Source organism: Halopseudomonas sabulinigri (assembly GCF_900105255.1).
Lineage (GTDB): Bacteria > Pseudomonadota > Gammaproteobacteria > Pseudomonadales > Pseudomonadaceae > Halopseudomonas > Halopseudomonas sabulinigri.
The window spans coordinates 2,069,198-2,085,890 of record NZ_LT629763.1 but is presented as its reverse complement, the minus strand read 5'-3'; the positions used below and the strand labels follow the sequence as shown (position 1 = coordinate 2,085,890).

The 16,693-nt window shown below is 61.1% G+C and carries 16 protein-coding genes; 6 read left to right on the top strand and 10 right to left on the bottom strand.

The window, feature by feature from the left end:
- Window positions 1-25: 25 nt before the first annotated feature.
- The 3 genes from BLU26_RS18665 to BLU26_RS09360 all read right to left on the bottom strand — a co-directional run bounded on the left by BLU26_RS18665 (window position 26) and on the right by BLU26_RS09360 (window position 2,358).
- Window positions 26-190 carry a hypothetical protein gene (locus tag BLU26_RS18665; RefSeq protein WP_172830656.1) on the bottom strand — a complete coding sequence of 55 codons (165 nt, stop codon included), beginning with the start codon at window positions 188-190 and terminating at the stop codon, window positions 26-28.
- A gap of 178 nt (window positions 191-368) precedes the next feature.
- Window positions 369-1,322, bottom strand: a complete 954-nt coding sequence (locus BLU26_RS09365; protein ID WP_092285997.1) for a sensor domain-containing diguanylate cyclase — start codon at window positions 1,320-1,322, stop codon at window positions 369-371.
- A gap of 31 nt (window positions 1,323-1,353) precedes the next feature.
- Entirely contained in the window at window positions 1,354-2,358 is a 1,005-nt protein-coding gene (locus BLU26_RS09360; protein WP_092288437.1) for a response regulator, read from the bottom strand.
- A gap of 255 nt (window positions 2,359-2,613) precedes the next feature.
- Here BLU26_RS09360 and BLU26_RS09355 point away from each other — a divergent pair, with 255 nt between their 5' ends.
- Window positions 2,614-3,666 (top strand): GGDEF domain-containing protein, encoded by a 1,053-nt coding sequence (locus BLU26_RS09355; protein WP_092285995.1) that lies wholly within the window; start codon window positions 2,614-2,616, stop codon window positions 3,664-3,666.
- Window positions 3,667-3,749: 83 nt separating this feature from the next.
- Window positions 3,750-4,874 carry an alanine dehydrogenase gene (gene ald, locus BLU26_RS09350; RefSeq protein ID WP_092285993.1) on the top strand — a complete coding sequence of 375 codons (1,125 nt, stop codon included), beginning with the start codon at window positions 3,750-3,752 and terminating at the stop codon, window positions 4,872-4,874.
- On the opposite strand, the gene BLU26_RS09345 is transcribed toward ald, so the two are convergent.
- Window positions 4,835-5,764, bottom strand: a complete 930-nt coding sequence (locus BLU26_RS09345) for an acyltransferase (protein WP_092285991.1) — start codon at window positions 5,762-5,764, stop codon at window positions 4,835-4,837. The genes ald and BLU26_RS09345 overlap by 40 nt on opposite strands.
- A 214-nt stretch (window positions 5,765-5,978) precedes the next feature.
- On the opposite strand from BLU26_RS09345, the gene lnt reads away from it, so the two are divergent.
- Window positions 5,979-7,616 carry an apolipoprotein N-acyltransferase gene (lnt, locus tag BLU26_RS09340; protein WP_092285989.1) on the top strand — a complete coding sequence of 546 codons (1,638 nt, stop codon included), beginning with the start codon at window positions 5,979-5,981 and terminating at the stop codon, window positions 7,614-7,616.
- A gap of 82 nt (window positions 7,617-7,698) precedes the next feature.
- On the opposite strand, the gene BLU26_RS09335 is transcribed toward lnt, so the two are convergent.
- The 3 genes from BLU26_RS09335 to BLU26_RS09325 form a co-directional block, all read right to left on the bottom strand.
- The gene (locus BLU26_RS09335; RefSeq protein WP_092285987.1) at window positions 7,699-9,444 is read right to left on the bottom strand and encodes an amidohydrolase; all 1,746 of its coding nucleotides are present in this window, start codon (window positions 9,442-9,444) and stop codon (window positions 7,699-7,701) included.
- Window positions 9,445-9,625: 181 nt separating this feature from the next.
- Complete coding sequence (locus BLU26_RS09330) at window positions 9,626-10,849, bottom strand: BaiN/RdsA family NAD(P)/FAD-dependent oxidoreductase (protein ID WP_197674476.1); 1,224 nt, start codon at window positions 10,847-10,849, stop codon at window positions 9,626-9,628.
- Window positions 10,850-10,858: 9 nt separating this feature from the next.
- Window positions 10,859-11,386 (bottom strand): RNA methyltransferase, encoded by a 528-nt coding sequence (locus BLU26_RS09325; protein WP_092285985.1) that lies wholly within the window; start codon window positions 11,384-11,386, stop codon window positions 10,859-10,861.
- A 133-nt stretch (window positions 11,387-11,519) separates the two neighbouring features.
- Between BLU26_RS09325 and BLU26_RS09320 the strand changes: the two genes are divergently transcribed.
- The gene (locus BLU26_RS09320; protein ID WP_092285983.1) at window positions 11,520-11,759 is read left to right on the top strand and encodes a VF530 family protein; all 240 of its coding nucleotides are present in this window, start codon (window positions 11,520-11,522) and stop codon (window positions 11,757-11,759) included.
- Here BLU26_RS09320 and BLU26_RS09315 read toward each other — a convergent pair.
- Window positions 11,756-12,211, bottom strand: a complete 456-nt coding sequence (locus BLU26_RS09315) for a YqaA family protein (RefSeq protein WP_092285981.1) — start codon at window positions 12,209-12,211, stop codon at window positions 11,756-11,758. The genes BLU26_RS09320 and BLU26_RS09315 overlap by 4 nt on opposite strands.
- A 218-nt stretch (window positions 12,212-12,429) precedes the next feature.
- Here BLU26_RS09315 and BLU26_RS09310 point away from each other — a divergent pair, with 218 nt between their 5' ends.
- Together BLU26_RS09310 and gtfA are read left to right on the top strand one after the other, a co-directional pair.
- Complete coding sequence (locus BLU26_RS09310; protein ID WP_092285979.1) at window positions 12,430-13,656, top strand: MFS transporter; 1,227 nt, start codon at window positions 12,430-12,432, stop codon at window positions 13,654-13,656.
- Between the two features lie 96 nt (window positions 13,657-13,752).
- Window positions 13,753-15,195, top strand: coding sequence for a sucrose phosphorylase (gene gtfA, locus BLU26_RS09305; RefSeq protein WP_092285977.1), 1,443 nt, complete (start codon window positions 13,753-13,755; stop codon window positions 15,193-15,195).
- Between the two features lie 14 nt (window positions 15,196-15,209).
- Here gtfA and BLU26_RS09300 read toward each other — a convergent pair whose 3' ends face one another.
- On the bottom strand, window positions 15,210-15,815 hold the full coding sequence (locus tag BLU26_RS09300) for a glutathione S-transferase family protein (protein WP_092285975.1): 606 nt from the start codon (window positions 15,813-15,815) through the stop codon (window positions 15,210-15,212).
- Between the two features lie 60 nt (window positions 15,816-15,875).
- Window positions 15,876-16,658: a sulfite exporter TauE/SafE family protein gene (locus BLU26_RS09295; protein WP_092285973.1), complete on the bottom strand. Its 783-nt coding sequence runs from the start codon at window positions 16,656-16,658 to the stop codon at window positions 15,876-15,878.
- Window positions 16,659-16,693: the final 35 nt, after the last annotated feature.

Sequence of the window (16,693 nt, the reverse complement as noted above, 5' to 3'; positions counted from 1 at the left end):
ATCGCCGCCGCCAGCCGGCAGCGTGTCAGCGCCGAATGCGCGTCTTGCGGAAGCCACCGTGGCTGATAAATGAGCCGGTGTCGCCGGTCACCCAGTAACGGGTGGCGCGATAGAATGCCTGTGCTTTCGAGGTGTGGTAGCTCCGGGTCTTGCGATACGCCCAGCGCCACCCTCTTTTGGGTTCGCTCATGATAGGACTGCCGTATGTTGTGTTGACGTGCTCTGGCTTGGTTGTTGTCAAAAAAACGTCTATCAGGCAGGTTGGTGCTCTGTAGTGTATCTTCCTTGACGCCTTGCCTCCATTTTTCCGCATCATACGCTCGATTGGTCGAGATGTGAAACAGTCCGCAAAAATGAGCTAAAGTTTGTTATTCGGCCACGGTGGTGCGGTTGCGCCCACCTTCCTTGGATTGATAGAGCGCTTTGTCAGCACGCTCTATCAGGGCCTGATAGTTTTCCATCGCATCGGTCAGGCGTGCGACTCCCAGGCTGATGGTAAATGTCAGGGGGGTGCCCTGATGATCCAGCTGTTGCCGTTCGACGCTTTGTCTCAGGCGTTCGGCAAACTGCTGGGCACCTTCAAGTGAGGTGTCGGGCAGCAGTACTACAAACTCTTCACCGCCGTAACGTCCGCAGAAATCCGTTTCCCTGGCCAACTGCTCGGTCAGGCGGGCGGTCGTGCGGATCACCTCGTCGCCAGCCTGGTGGCCGAAGGTGTCATTGACCTTCTTGAAGTGGTCAATATCGAACATCACCAGGCTGACCTCGTTGTCATAGCGTTGATGCCGGGCAAACTCATGTTCCAGGCAGCTTTCCCAGTAACGACGGTTGAGCAGGCCGGTCAAACCGTCCCGCAGTGCCAGCTCGCGAAGCTTAGTATTGGCAGACTCGAGTTGCCGTTTGTTTACGGCGACACCGGTCACATCATAAATAATCAGGCAGACGTGGTCGGTTTTGCCGGTGCTGCTGCGTAGCGGCAGTATGGTGACGTTCTGATACATCTCGTCAGCCAGGCCGGTGATGGGTTGGTAGCTCTTGAAGCGAAACAGGTTGGGGCGCTGTTCCCAGATGGTGAAAGCGCGGGTGCCCAGCATCACCGAGGTCTCGACCTTCTGGGTGAACCAGCTCTGATCAATCTCGGGAAAGAGTTCGAACAGCGAACTTTCGTTGGCCTGCGCCGAACCGAGACCGGAGTGGTTTTCCATAAAGCTGTTCCAGACCTCGATGCGGTAGTCGCGGTCCATCACTACCACGCCCACATCAATGCTTTGCACAATGTCGAGCAGCCAATGGAGTTCGTCGATGTCAAACTGAGCAGCCATGCGCCTTGCCTATGTTCGGTTGATTACCTGATCAGTTGATCATGAAGTCGAGGGTCTCCCGCAGCCGGGGTACCGAATCCTCGGTAAACAGCAGCAACAGGTCAAAGTGGATTTCCAGGTTCTCGAGGCCATAGCTGATTTCCACCGCCAGGGTGCGTTTCCAGCGCCGCTGGTTGATGCGAATCAGATCTTCGATCGGGCAGTGCTGCCCAAGCACCAGCGGGTGGCCCTGCGAGAGGGTAATGTTGAGCTGTTCCGACAGGCCGTTGAGGCAGGCGCCGATAATGATGCTGGCCAGATCGAGCAGCATTTCGAGCTGGGCGCTTTCGTCTTCCTGCGCGTTCAACAGGCGTGCTACGTCTTCGATTTCAGAGTCATGGAAGATCAGCAGCGCTTCCCCTGCGACACCGCCGCCGATAAAGCCCTGGCAGATGGCCGACAAGCGCTGGCCGCGCTGGGCATCGGCCAGCGCCATATGCAACTCGCCAACCTCCAGAATGTTGACGTTGGGAATCGGCAACTTGATGAAGATGCCCAGCACCCGTCCGAGCAGCTCAGCGGCGCGGCCCATGGCGACGTTGGATACTTCCCGGAAGGCGTCCCGGAAGGACACGTTAGGCAGCGGCAGTTGGCTGCCATAGTCATCGTCCGGCACCGCGGCCAGTGGCACTTCGACGCCGAGGGAGTTGAGCGCTTCGGCCAGTTGGATAGGGTCAGCGGGTTTCTTGATGAAAGCGCGTGCGCCGAGTGCCTTGGCACGTCTGACCGCTTCTTCCTGGACGTCGCCGGAGACGACGATGACCTCTGGCGTGAGGGCCTGCTCGCGCAGCGCCGCCAGCACGCCAAAGCCGTCAAGCTCGGGCATGGTGAGGTCAAGGAGGACGATCTGTCCTGCGCCGGCGCGAATGGCCTCCAGGCCTTCCAGTCCGTTGGTGGCCTGAGTGATGCGGAACGGCCAGTTTGCCGGCAGCGCTCGAATCAGCTGCTTGCGAGCCATATTGGAGTCGTCACATACCAGCAAGGGGATTGCGGTCACTTCATGATCCTTGGCGCTATTGGTCTGGTTTTCGCTGCCGTTGTTCTGTTGGTAAAGGCACATGGCCATTAAATAGGCTAGTTCGCAAGCATGACAACTTATTGACCTCTTGAGAAGACATTCAACAAAAATGCCATAGTTTTTTCGGACGGCATTCGCATATTGCCCAATTGCGTGGATACTATGGCTCTGAGGTTTGTTCCGAAGTAGGTTGCTGCGGCGCGAGGGATGGCGCCATACAACAAGAGGAAAACAATGCCCGAGCAACTAGAACAGGATCAGAGTCACCGCCGCTCGGTGTTGCGCGCGTTGCTCTGGCTTACTCTGGGATGTGGTCTTATCTTTGCCGGCCTGAACGTCGCGCGTGGCCTTTATCTGCTCGCCTCGCTTGAGGTGCTTTACGCGCTCTTTGCCCTTTGCCTGCTCCCTGTCGTTGCCACTACCCGGCATCTGGTCGCCTGGACCGTTGCCTACCTGGTGCCGTTTTTCTGCATCATGGTGTTTGCCCTGCTGTTGCCCAATACCTCGTTTACCGTGTTTGCCTGGATCCAGACCATCCCGATTATTTCCTACCTGCTGCTGGGGCTGCGTGGCGGGTTGTGGATGTCGCTGTGCTTCATTACCGCCGCCGTGGTCGCCTTCAATGTGCGCTATGTCACCGGTGAGCATGCGCTGAATGGGCTGATCGTGACCAATCTGGCGTTCAGCAGTCTGGCGGTCATGCTGTTTTCTCACATCTATGAAAGCAGTCGCGTCCGCAACGAGCGGCGATTGATCGAACTGGCAGGTACCGACAGCCTGACCGGCATCGCCAATCGCATGCGCCTGAACGAAGAGTTTCAACGGCTGCGCAGTCAGGCTGAGCGCAGCGCGATGGCGCTGTCACTGGTGGTGCTAGATCTCGACTTCTTCAAGCGGGTGAATGATCAGTACGGGCATGACGTTGGCGATAAGGCCTTGCAGCATGCAGCAACCATGTTGGCCAATCGGCTGCGTGGCTCTGATCTGGCATGCCGGCTGGGCGGTGAAGAGTTTGCCCTGCTGTTGCTCGGCGCCGATCACGCGCAGGCGGCCAGGCTTGCCGATCAACTGCGCCAGCAGTTGTACTCCGCGCCCTTGCTGGTGGCCAGCGGGCGCTCACTGCAGATCAGCTTCAGCGGTGGGGTAGCGACCCTGGCGCAGGACGGCGATGATCTCAGCGCGCTGTTGAAGGTGGCTGATCGTCGCATGTACGAGGCCAAAGCGCTGGGCCGCAACCGCATTGTCGCAGCGACGGCATTGCCGCCGGCCGTTGATGCCCCGAACTGAGCCACCCGGTAATACGGCCGGCAAAGGACGGTTGCCGAACTACACTGAGGTCATGACTGACTGATCGGTGAGGAGGCAGTGCCATGCACATCGGCGTTCCGAAAGAGATCAAGAACCATGAATACCGCGTAGGGCTGATTCCGCACTCGGTGCGGGAGCTGGTACGGCGTGGCCACCGGGTGTTTGTCGAGCATGCTGCCGGCAGCGCCATTGGTTATAGCGATGCGCTGTACCAGCAGGCGGGGGCTGAGCTGCTGCCGGTGGAGGAGGTGTTCGCGCAGGCCGACATGCTGGTCAAGGTCAAGGAGCCACAGCCCGAGGAATGTGCGCGGCTTCGGCCTGGGCAGATCCTGTTCACCTATCTGCACCTGGCGCCCGATCGGGCGCAGACCGAGGCGCTGCTGGCCAGTAACGCCATCTGCATTGCCTATGAAACCGTAACCGACGCCCAAGGCCGCTTGCCCTTGCTGGCGCCTATGTCCGAAGTTGCGGGCCGTATGGCGATTCAGGCCGGTGCCAATTGCCTGGAAAAAGCGCGCGGGGGACGCGGTGTGCTGCTCGGTGGGGTGCCTGGCGTACCGCGCGGCAAGGTAGTCATTCTCGGCGGCGGAGTCGTGGGCAGCAACGCCCTGGCCATGGCGGTGGGCTTGGGCGCGGACGTGACTGTGCTGGACAAGAGCCCGGACGCCCTGCGCCGGTTGGATGCGCAGTACGGCAACCGCATCCATACCCTGTACTCCACCGGCGCCACGCTGGAAGAGCAGCTGCTGGCTGCCGACCTGGTCATCGGCGCCGTGCTGGTGCCGGGGGCGGCAGCGCCCAAGCTGATCAGCGCAGAGATGATCAAACGGATGCAGCCGGGGTCGGTGCTGGTGGACGTGGCGATTGACCAAGGCGGTTGTGCGCAGACGTCAAGCCCGACCACCCATGCGGAGCCCACCTATGTGGTCGATGAGGTGGTGCACTACTGCGTGGCCAACATGCCGGGGGCGGTAGCCCGCACCTCTACGCAGGCGCTGAACAACGCTACCTTGCCCTTTGTGCTGGCGCTGGCTGACAAGGGCGTGAAGCGCGCGCTGGCAGACGACGCGCATCTGGCGCAGGGGCTCAACCTGAGCGGCGGGATATTGTGCAATGCCGAGGTGGCGCAGGCGCTGCAATTACCTGCTCAGCCGTTGTCTTCGGTGATCGCCGCCTTACCGGACTGAGCCGCAATCGACTGGCGCAGCGCGCTGATACGCTGATCCTTTTCCTGCCATAACTCGCTGACCCAGCTTTGAAAGCGTGCGCGGTAGTCTGCATCCAGGCTGTAATCGCCGTGGATCAGGTCGGCCGGCAGCGCCCGACCGCGAATGTCCACGGTAATCCGCGCCACTTGGCCGCTGACCAGTTGCCAGAAACCGGGTGGCCGCTCGCCCGGGTAGACAATGGTCACGTCCAGAACCGAGCGCATTTGCGCGCCGAGTGCGGCAACCACAAAGGCAATGCCGCCCGCCTTGGGTTTGAGCAGGTGCCGATAGGGCGACTGTTGCGCTTTTTGTTTGGCCAAAGTGAAACGGGTGCCTTCAAGGTAATTGACCACGGTGACGGGCAATTGCTGAAACTTCTCACAGGCGCGGCGGGTGATCTCCAGATCCTTGCCCTGATCTTGCGGATGCTTGGCCAGGTGCGCCTTGCTGTAACGCTTCATGAAGGGGTAATCGAGTGCCCAGAACGCGAGGCCCAGAAAGGGTACCCAGATCAGCGCGCGCTTGAGAAAGAATTTGAAATAGGGTGTCTTGCGGTTGAACGCGTTGACCAGCGCGGGGATGTCGACCCAGGATTGATGGTTACTGATGACCAGATAGGAGTGGTCCCTGTCTAGCGGCGTATCGCAGTGCACTTCCCAGACTGTTGGCAGCAGGGCATGGAAGATGGCCTTGTTGATTTCCGCCCAGGTTTCGGCAATCCACATCACGCCGCGGGAGCACAGGCGGCGCAGCCCGGTGTGCGGGATAGCAGCCTTGAGCACGCCAAGCACCAGCATCGGGCCGATGCCGATCAGGGTATTGAGCAGTATCAGCAGGCAGGTCAGCACGCCTGTCAACCAGTGGGGCATAGGAGGCCTCCGATGTCTAGCGAGGGGCCAAGGATAGCGGGTTTTATTCAGCCGGTGCCAGTCTGCGGCCGAGCGGAAAATTCACCCTATCAGGTGATGTTTTGCCATGGGCGGCGATTCTATTGTCAGGGCTGGTTATAACCCGCCCAAGCTTTGGCGCGTCCGGCTTGGGCAACCGCGCTGAATCACCCGCTGAATAATAACAAGAGGTTTCATGTCGCCGTTTGATACTCCGTCCGCGACGCTGACGACTCAATCTCTGCTGCCGGCTGAGCGCGCTCGCTCGCTGGCCTGGAGTACACGGGCATTGTTGGCGGTAGTCAGCGGGTTGATGATGTATGCGCCCTGGGTCAATCCCATGCTGTTCTGGACCGGCTGGCTGGCCGGTGTGCCCTTGCTGTACGCGTTGCGTGATAGCCGGTTGCCGACGGCCTTTTTGCTCGGCTGGTTGGCGGGGGTGCTGTGCTTTGCTGGCGCCAGTCACTGGATGATCGACTTCATGATTCATCTCAAGGGGCTGTCCTGGCTGGTCAGTGCCTTTTTGGCCTCGCTGTTCTGGCTCTACACCGGGCTGGCCGTCGGCTTCGCCTGTCTGCTCTACCGTTGGTGTTCGCTGCGCCTGCCGCGCTGGGATCTGCTCAGCTTCCCGTTGGTAGTAGTGGTGGTCATGGCTGTCTTTCCCCAGCTGTTTGTCACCGACTTCGCCGAGGGGCAGGTACGCTTTCTGGTGGCCCTGCAGGGTGTTGATCTGATCGGCGCGCAGGGGCTGAATTTCATCATGTTGCTGTTCAGCGTGCTGCTGTTTCAGCTGTTGCAGGCACAACACGCCCAAGACCGCGCTGCGGCACTGGGCATGTCGGCCGCGGCGGCGGTGATTCTGCTCTGGTTTGCCTACGGGTTTTATGCGCTGGCCTACTGGGATTCGCAGGTGCGTAACTGGGAAACCAGGCGCATCGGGCTGGTTCAGCCCAACGACGCGCCGACCCGTCGTATCCCGGCGCCGCGCGAAGGCTTCACCCGCGAGTCTCCGGAGGAAATGGTTGCCAGTCGGCGGCTGGCCAAGGCGGGAGCCCAGTGGGTGGCCTGGCCAGAGGCGCGTTACAAGGGTTATTACGATATGTTCACGGTGCGCCAGGGATACGCCAAGGAGGTGGGTAACTGGGGGGTGCCGCTGTTCTTCCATGACGTGGAAAATCGCTGGATCAGTGCCGAGAAAGTCAGCTTCAACACGGTGGCCTGGCTTGACGGCGAGGGCCAGCTGGTTGGCCAGTACCGCAAGGTAAAACGTATGCCGTTCGGCGAGTATCTGCCAGAGTTCTTCCAATTGCCGGGGGTGGGACAGATCACCCGCTTGTTCATGGGCGATTACTTGCGTCCGGTGGGGGCTGGCAGTGAGCATCAGGTCTTCAGCGTGGGCGATATGCGGGTGATCCCCAAGGTCTGCTACGAAACCGCGTTTCCGCAGTTTGTTGCGCAGTCGATCGGTCAGGATGCCGGCGGCAAGCTGCTGCTGTTTCTGTCGCAGGACAACTGGTTTGGCGAGACCTCGCAGCCATTCCAGCATCGCGATATGTCGATCGTGCGTGGGGTGGAGAATCGCGTACCCATGGTGCACCTGATCAACAACGGTCCGTCGGTAGCCACCGCGCCCAGCGGCAGGGTGGTGGCCAGCACTCAGGCTTTCTCGCGTGCCGAGCGGCTGGTTGATATGCCGTTTGACGCCCAGGCGGGCGGCAGTTTCTATAGCCGCCATGCGGTTGAGGTGCAGCGGGGTCTTTATGCGGCGCTCGGGGTTTTGCTGTTGGCTGGTTTGCTATCAGGGCGCGGCAAGCGCCGTCAGTGCAGCGGCTGATCGCCCGCGCCGTCACCAGCCCCGGTTGCGCCCAAGATCGCCCAGCGGGGCGGTCAAGGGCGCGGTAGCGGTCTCACTCTGGTTACGGATAGGTTGTCTGGAACAGGGTTTCGCCGCCCTTGATGGTCTCCAGTACCTTGACGCCTAGCAGTTGCTCGCGATCCAGGGTGACCGGGTTGTGCGACAGAATCACCAGGTCGGCGACCTTGCCTTTCTCGATCGAGCCCTTGCTCTGCTCTTCAAAGTGCTGGTAGGCCGGCCAGATGGTCATGGCCTTCAGTGCGGTGAGTGCGTCCAGGCGCTCCTCCGGGCCAAGAATCAGGTTGCTGCGGGTCACCCGGTTGGTCGCGCTGTGCAGGATGCGCATGGAGTCGGGAAAGGTAACCGGGGCGTCAGAGTGGATGCTGAACTTCATGCCCGAGCGGTACAACGCGCCGGTCGGTGATATGAATTTGGCCAGCTCGGGTCCCGCCACCGAATCGCGGTGCCAGTCACCCCAGTAAAACGTGTGCATCGGGTACAGCGAAGGGAAGATGCCCAGGGTGGCCAGCTGCGGAATCTGATCGGGGCGCAGATACTGACCGTGGATCAGCACGGTACGGCGGTCGTCTACTTCCGGTATTTCACGCTGCACGGTATCGGTCAGGCGGATCAGCTGGTCGATGGCGGCGTCGCCGTTGGCGTGCACCATGACTTGCCAGCCGTTGGTGTAGGCCATTTCCATCAGGCGACGGGCTTCGGCGTCATCGGCGAACAGCGGCGCACCACTGTAGTCGTCAGGCTCGTGCTCCGGGGGCTGAAAGTAGGGATGGGTAAACCAGGCGGTCTTGCCCTGCGGCGAGCCGTCGAAGGTCAGTTTGACGCCACCGATACGGAAGTGATCGGCGTAGGTGCGCGACATCAGCGGGCCGTCGAGCAGGGGATCTTCCAGGTTGGCAACCAGATCGGGGTAGGCCACCACATCCACTTTGAAGTAACCGGCCTTGGCCGCCTGGGCCAGTCCGTGCAGGGTGCCGGGTGAGGTGCGACCGTCCTGTATGGTGGTAAAGCCGTTGGCCAGATAAATCTGCTGCGCTTTGTTGAGCATGTCGATGCGCTGCTCCGGGGTAAACTTCGGCAACAGTTTCAACAGTGCGGCAATATGCGCGTTCTCGGCCATCAGGCCATTGGGCGTGACGCCGTCTTCCTCGCGGTAGATGGTGCCGCCTTCCGGGTTGGGCGTACTGGCATTGATACCCAGTACTTCGAGGGCCTTGCTGTTGTACACACCCAAATGACCTGATTGATGAATGGCCATGATCGGCAGGCTATTGGAGACCGCGTCCAGCTCCTGGCGGGTCGGGTGACGCTGTTCCAGCAATTGCGAGTCGTCGTAATTGAAGCCGATCAGTACGCCGTACTCCTGCGCTCGAGTGCTGGTCGCCAGGTACTGCTGCAGCGCGGCTTGCAGTGCGGCGATTGAGCTGCCGGGGCCGTCGGGTGGTGGCAACAGGTTGGCGGCGATGGCTTGTACGCCAACAAAGGAGAAGTGGCTGTGGGCGTCGACGAAGCCCGGTATCAGCGTATGCCCATTGAGGTTGCGCAGCTGTGTTTCGGCACCGCGAAAATCTGCCTCCAGTTCACCACGGCTGCCAACCCCGACTATGATGCCGTTATCCACGGCCACCGCCTCCACATTGGGATAGGTGTCGTCCATGGTGAGAATGGGGCCACCGTAGAAAATGATGTCGGCGGGATCCTCGGCGGCGGCCAGGGCGGCATTGCACAGGCCAAGCGTACTGATCAGGGTGGCCAGCGGCAGGCGGGCAAGGCGGGGTATGACAGTCATGCGTGCTCCTTGTCTGGAAACAAAGTCTGGAAACGTCAAATCCGGTTGCAGGGGACGGCGCAGCGCAGTGCTGCGCGCAAGCAATTGATGGTTGTGACTCAGTGTAGACAAGGCTGGCAGGTTCGGCGGCAAATTACGCGGGCAAAAGTGCCGTACAAGGCGTCTGGAACGGACTGTCGGGTTAGGCAAACTGTCCGGCAGTAAAACCTGAGGACCAGGCCCATTGGAAATTGAAACCGCCAAGGTGTCCGGTGACATCGAGCACTTCACCAATGAAAAACAAGCCGGGCTGCCGTTTGGCCTCCATGGTCTTGGAGCTGACGTCGTCGGTATCCACGCCGCCCAGGGTGACTTCGGCGGTGCGGTAGCCCTCGGTTGCCGAAGGCTTGAGGCGCCAGGCATTGAGCTGCTGGCCAATGTCGCCCAGCTGTCGGTCGCTGAATTCTGCCAGCGCGGTGTCGTCATCCTGCGGCCACCAGAGCTGCTGCAGTTCAGCCACAAGACCTTTCGCCAGCAGTTGGCCAAGGCGGGTTTTCAGGCGGCTGCGCGGCTGCTCGCGCTTGCCGTGCAGCAACCAGTCTGCGGCATCCACGCCCGGTAGCAGGTCGATGCTGATGCGGTCTCCCGGCGACCAGTAATTGGAGATTTGCAGAATCGCCGGGCCGCTGATGCCGCGATGGGTAAACAACATGGCTTCGCTGAACGACTGGCCGTTGCAACTGACCTCGATATCCAGCGCCAGGCCCGACAGCCGTTCGCAGACCGGCTTCATGGCATCGCTGAACATGAAAGGCACCAGGCCGGCCTGGCGGGGGATCAGCTTGAGCCCAAACTGCTCGGCCAGTTCATAGCCGAGACCGGAGCCGCCCAGTGTGGGTACCGAGAGGGCGCCCGTGGCGACCACCAGTGAAGTGCAGGTCAAGCGCCCGGCGCGGCCGTTGTGCTGCAGGTGCAGGCGGTAGCGCTGAACGTCCTCGCCCGCCAGCGCCTCCAGCCGATCCAGCTCACACTGGGTGCGAATTTCCACACCAGCGCTGATGCACTCGTCTTCCAGCATGGCGACGATCTGCTTGGCGGAGTCCTTGCAGAACAGCTGGCTGTGCTTGCGCTCTTCGTAGGCAATGCCGTGCTGCTCCACCAGGGCAATGAATTCCCACTGGTTGTAGCGCGCCAGTGCCGACTTGCAGAAATGCGGATTGCGCGAGAGAAAGTTGGCCGGCTCAACCACCTGGTTGGTGAAATTGCAGCGCCCGCCACCGGACATGAGGATCTTCTTGCCGATCTTGTTGGCGCGCTCCAGCACCAGCACCCGGCGACCGCGCTGCGCGGCGGTGAAGGCGCAGAATAGCCCCGAGGCGCCGGCGCCAAGCACAATCACGTCAAAGTCGGCAGGGGAGTTGGACACGCTGGGGCTCTACGCAGGGGTGGCTGGTTTGGCGCGGATTCTAACATTGTTGTTGGTATCGCGGCTGCGCCGGATCAAGGCATCGCCCTGTTCGTGGTGCGGGTCCTTGCATAGGCGATCATAGAGCACCAGATTCACCGTGGCAGCCAGATTCAGGCAGCCCTGGGTTGGAATGTAGACCACTGCATCGGCGCGGTCGATCAGCGCCTGCTCCAGGGTGCCGTCTTCTGGCCCGAACAGGTAGATAGCCTGGGCTGGATGGACAAACTGCGGCAGCGCGACGGCGCCTTCGACCAGTTCGATGCAAATCACCGGCAGTTCTTCCGGCAGGTCGTCCAGCAAGGACTCCATCCGGTTTGCCGGGATGCGCCGGGCCACCTGCTGGGTATCGGTGCTGTACTGCGCCGCGCGGTCGTGGCGGGTGCCGGTATAGCGCACGGCGGTGGCGTTGAAGCAACCGGCCGCACGTAGCACGGCGCCCATGTTGGTAGGGCTCTTGGGGTTACTCAGGCCAATAATTACCTGGGATTCGTTCATTGGGTGTTCCCTGCTGGGCGGTGCCCGCAGCAATCGGGTTGGGGCTGGGCAAGCGGCGTGTGCGGAGTAGAATACAGGCTTTCGCCGCCAGACTCAGCGTGCTCTGGCCGCCGCCACCCATCAGGACGCCTTCATGTCGCAGGAACCCAGCGAAACCAGACACTCAGACCCCTTGCACGGGGTGACACTCAAGGCGATAGTGACTGAGCTGCAAGCGCAGTACGGCTGGGAGGAACTGGGCCGCCGCATTCCGATCAACTGCTTTCTCAGCCAGCCGAGCATCAACTCCAGCCTGAAGTTTCTGCGCAAGACGCCTTGGGCACGCAGCAAGGTGGAGGCGCTGTATATCGAAACACGGTCCTCCTGCGGCTAGCTGACTGTCTCGGCAGGCATCCAGCCCAGCGTAGCCGCGGCAAGCAACAGATAACGGGCGCCCTTGGCCAGGGTGACGATCAGGGTGAAGCGCCAGAGTGGTTCACGCATGAGCCCGGCAACAATGGTCAAGGGGTCGCCGATAAAGGGCGCCCAGCTCATCAGCAGTGACCAGTAACCCCAGCGATGATAAACCGCCTGGGCGCGATGCAGCTGGCCGGGTTTGAGCGGGAACCAGCGCTTGTGCTGCAGGCGTTCCAGATAACGCCCCAGCACCCAGTTGAGGATGGCGCCCAGCACATTGCCGGTGGTGGCTACCAACAACAGCAGCGCTACCGGGTAATGGTCTTGTAGCAGCAGGGCTACCAGCGCGAACTCCGATTGCAGCGGCAGCACGGTCGCGGCGCCCAAGGCGATCAGAAAGAGTCCCGCGTAACTTGTCAGCTCCCACATGCACCAGCTCCCTGTTAAGTGTGCCCAGCATACCCAAGTGTGCCGTTGCTCGCTGCTAGTGCCGCAAATTGCCCTGAATAGTTGCCCGCAAACAGTTGAAATAGACAGTCTGTCGGGTAATTGCGCAAATTATTGCCGAATCTGTCGGCATGGGGTTCACCTGCGCCGGCAAAGGGCGAATAATCGGCGGCTTTGCGCCTCTGCGTCAGGAACTCTCGATGTCCGACTCCTCGCTGGAAACCCTCTCTCCGCTCGCCGACGCCCCGGTCAAGGCCGTTTCCTGGCTGATCCTGCTGGCGCTGGCCGTCGGCGGCTTCGCCATAGGTACCGGAGAATTCGTGATCATGGGGCTGATGCCGGATATGGCCCGCGACCTGCAGGTGACCGAGCCCCAGGTGGGCCACGTGATCAGCAGCTATGCGATCGGAGTGATGGTCGGTGCACCGGTGCTGGCGATTTTCGGCGCTCGGTTACGTCGCCGTCATTTACTGTTGTTGTTGATGCTGTTTTTTGCCGCCGGCAACATCGCCAGTGCGCTGGCACCGGATTACCACAGCCTGATGCTCGCGCGCTTCGTAGCCGGCCTGCCGCACGGCGCCTATTTCGGCGTGGCCGCGCTGGTGGCGGCCTCTCTCGTGGCGCCGAACAAGCGCGCGGCGGCGGTGAGCCAGGTGATGCTCGGACTCACCGTGGCGATTCTGGTCGGCAACCCGCTGGCCACCGCGCTGGGGCAAAGCGTCAGCTGGCGCTATGCCTTTGTGGCCGTGGCGGTGATCGCGCTGCTCACGGTGCTGATGATCGCCTTGTTTCTACCGCTGGACGCGCAACACAAGCCAAGCAATCCGCTGACTGAGCTGCAGGCGTTTCGTCGTCCGCAGGTCTGGTTTGCCCTGGGCATCGGCGCCATTGGCTTTGCTGGCATGTTCTGCGTGTTCAGCTATCTGGCGATGACCCTGCTCGACGTAACCAAGGTGGAGCGCAGCATGGTGCCGCTGGCCATGGCCGCGTTCGGTCTGGGGGCGATCATTGGTAACCTGGCCGGCGGTTGGCTGTTCGAGCGCCTGCAATTCAGGGCCGTGGGCGTGGTACTGGTCTGGAGCGCCCTGGTGCTGCTGCTATTCCCGCTGGCGGCGCAGGCACTGTGGAGCATTCTGCTGGCCTCAGTGGCAGTGGGCACCATGGTGGCGCTGTCGCCGCCGTTGCAAACGCGCCTGATGGATGTGGCCGCCGATGCGCAGACGCTGGCGGCCTCGGCGCACCACGCGGCCTTCAATATCGCCAACGCGCTTGGGCCCTGGCTGGGTGGTATGGCGATCATTGCAGGATTTGGCTGGACGTCGACCGGTTACGTGGGCGCCGCTACCGCGGTGGGCGGGTTGTTGCTGTATTGGCTGGCGTGGCGGCATGAACGGCGTAACCCGCTGGCGTTGCCGCACGAGGGCTAGCTGACGGCGGCGCAGGGCGCGTTTTTTGCAGGTGATGGGTTACCCGGCTAAGGTGATCGGCAGTCGGGTTTGATTCTCTGCAAAAGGATACCGCCTGTGTCGCTGCGCAACGCCGTTCAACTGATCTGTTATCCCAATCGGATTGGCAACAACCTCAAGGATCTGCACGCTACCCTCGACAAGCACTTGGGGGATGCCATTGGCGGCGTGCACATACTGCCGTTTTTCCCCTCTAACGCCGACGGCGGTTTCTCTCCGCTGACGCACAAGGAGGTCGATCCGGAGTTCGGTGACTGGGGCGATATCGAGCGCCTGGCTGCACGCTACGACCTGTGCTGCGACCTCACCGTCAATCATATTTCCGACGAGTCGACCGAGTTTCTCGATTTCATCGACAAGGGCTTTGCATCAAAGCATGCAGAGCTGTTTGTGCATGTGGATCGCTTCGGTGAAATCACCCCGGACGACCTGGCGAAAATCCACATTCGCAAGGAGAAGGAGCCCTTTCGCGAGGTCACCTTTGCCGACGGCAGCAAAGGCCGTGTGTGGTGTACCTTCACCGAGCAGCAGATTGATCTGAATTACGAGTCGCCGCTGACCTACGAGTTGATGGAAGACTACATCCGCTTTCTCACCGAGCGTGGGGTAAAACTGCTGCGGTTGGACGCCTTCGGCTATACCACCAAGCGCATCGGCAGCAGCTGCTTTCTGGTTGAGCCGGACGTCTACCGCATTCTTGAATGGATCAACGAGGTGGCGCTGCGCCATGGTGCAGAGTGCCTGCCCGAGGTGCACGATCACACCAGTTTTCAATACGCGATCGCGCGGCGCAACATGCACCCCTACGGTTTTGCCCTGCCGCCGCTGATGCTGTATTCACTGCTGGATGCCAACAGTACCTACCTGAAGAACTGGCTGCGCATGTGTCCGCGCAACATGGTCACCGTGCTGGATACCCACGACGGTATCTGCATACCGGATGTCGAGGGCGTATTACCGGAGGACAGGATCAAGGGGCTGATCGATAACATCAACGAGCGCAGCGCCGATCCGATCCTGCGTCGCTCAGCGGCCAAGGTGAACAGCGTTGGCGCTATCTACCAACTGACTTGCACCTTCTACGACGCCCTGATGCAGAACGACGATGCGTACATCGCCGCCAGGGCTATCCAGTTTTTCTGCCCCGGCATTCCGCAGGTCTACTACGTGGGGCTGCTGGCCGGTTGCAACGACGAGGAGCTGATGCACCAGACCGGCGAGCTGCGCGACATCAATCGGCACTACTACAGCCTGTGGGAAGTGGACGAGGCGATCGAGCAGCCAGTGGTGCAGCGGCTGTTGAAACTGATGCGCTTTCGCAGCAACTACCCCGCCTTTGATGGCCGCTTCGAGTTGAATTACTCGAATGACAGCAGCGTCGCCATGGCTTGGCGCCACGGCGAGCACTACTGTCATCTCACCGTAGACCTGCGCTTCAAGACCGCGCGCATCCGTTATCTGGATGAGCACGATCTGAGCGAGCAGAGCATGGAGTGTTGAGGGGCTGGCGGCGCTTAGGCGCCGTTCAGTCGGTCGGAGGCAATGTTGGCGGGCCGTGCATAAGCGCGCTCGACGTAGCGCTGGAATACCGAGCGCTTCTCGATGGTGTCGAACATCATGCCCCAGCCGAGCTGCGAGGCGATGTACACGTCCGCGGCGGTGAACTGCTCGCCGCACAGCCAGGGGCCTTGTTGTAGCGCGCCTTCCAACGCGTTCAGCGTATCGGTATAGCTGCCAAAGCCGGCCGTCTGGTTGCGGCCTTCCGGTATCTGCCAGCCAAAGGAGCGGGCGGTAACGGCAGCTTCCAGCGGCCCGGCGGCAAAGAACAGCCAGCGCAAATAGGTGGCGCGGCGTGGGTCGTCGATCGCCGGCGCCAGGTGGTTCGCCGGGAAGCGGTCGCCCAGGTAGGCGCAGATAGCCGCGCATTCGGTCACTACCGCCTCGCCATGCACCAGGGCCGGCACCTTGCCCATCGGGTTGATGGCCAGATATTCGGGGCTTTTCATCGGTGGGCCGTAGTCGACCCAGACGGTATCGTAGCTGGCGCCGGTTTCTTCCAGCATCCAGTGGGCGATGCGGCCACGCGACTGGGTGTTGGTGTACAGGGTGAGGGTGGTCATGCAGGGCTCCTTGGCAGATGGTTGAGTCACATCAGCATAGTCGCCCTGCCGGGAAAGTCCTCACTCAGCGACTATCTGCCACAGACCAATGCAACTGATCAGCAACAGGGTGATGCCCAGCATGCGGAAAAACCGGCTGGTCTCACCCTTGAGCATATGGTCATGAAAGCGCAGGCCGATGAAGTGCCCGACGGTGACACAGGGCAGCAACCACAGATGATGGATGAGCTGCAGGTCGACCCCGGCGTAGATAAATGCGGCCATCTTGATGGCGACCAGAATGAACCAGAGTGCGAATAGCGTATCGCGCAGTTTTTCCTTGGCTACGTGCTGCGCCGCGACCGCGATAATCAGCGGCGCGCCAATCAGCGAGGTGCCGCTGACATAACCGCCGAGCATCAGAAACAGCGTATCGACCACCTTGCTGTTGCTGCGAAAGGGCCGGTTGAGGATGTAGGAAATTGAGTAGGCGCCGACGATGCAGAAAATGATCACGCTCATCACGCTGGCCGGCAGTGTCAGCAGCCCGAGTACGCCGATCAGCTTGGGCACGATCATGATGCCCAGCATGCGCCGCAGGTAGCGCCAGTCCACCGTGCTTTCAGGCGCCGCGCCATCGGCTTGCGGTGAGCGCTGGCGGTTGTTCATGAAAATCGTCAGTGACGAGAAGATCAGCAGATGCGCGGCAATCAGCGGCAAGAACACCAGCGGGTCGTTGTCGACCAGTAGCAAGAAGGGCAGCGACAGCACCGCGCCACCAAAGCCCAGCCCCGAACGTACAAAGCCGCTCCAGACGAAAATCAGACCGATCAGAATGAGCTGGTACAACGAGAGGTCAGACATGGGGCTCCGTGACGGATGGCAGTACAGGGCGGGCG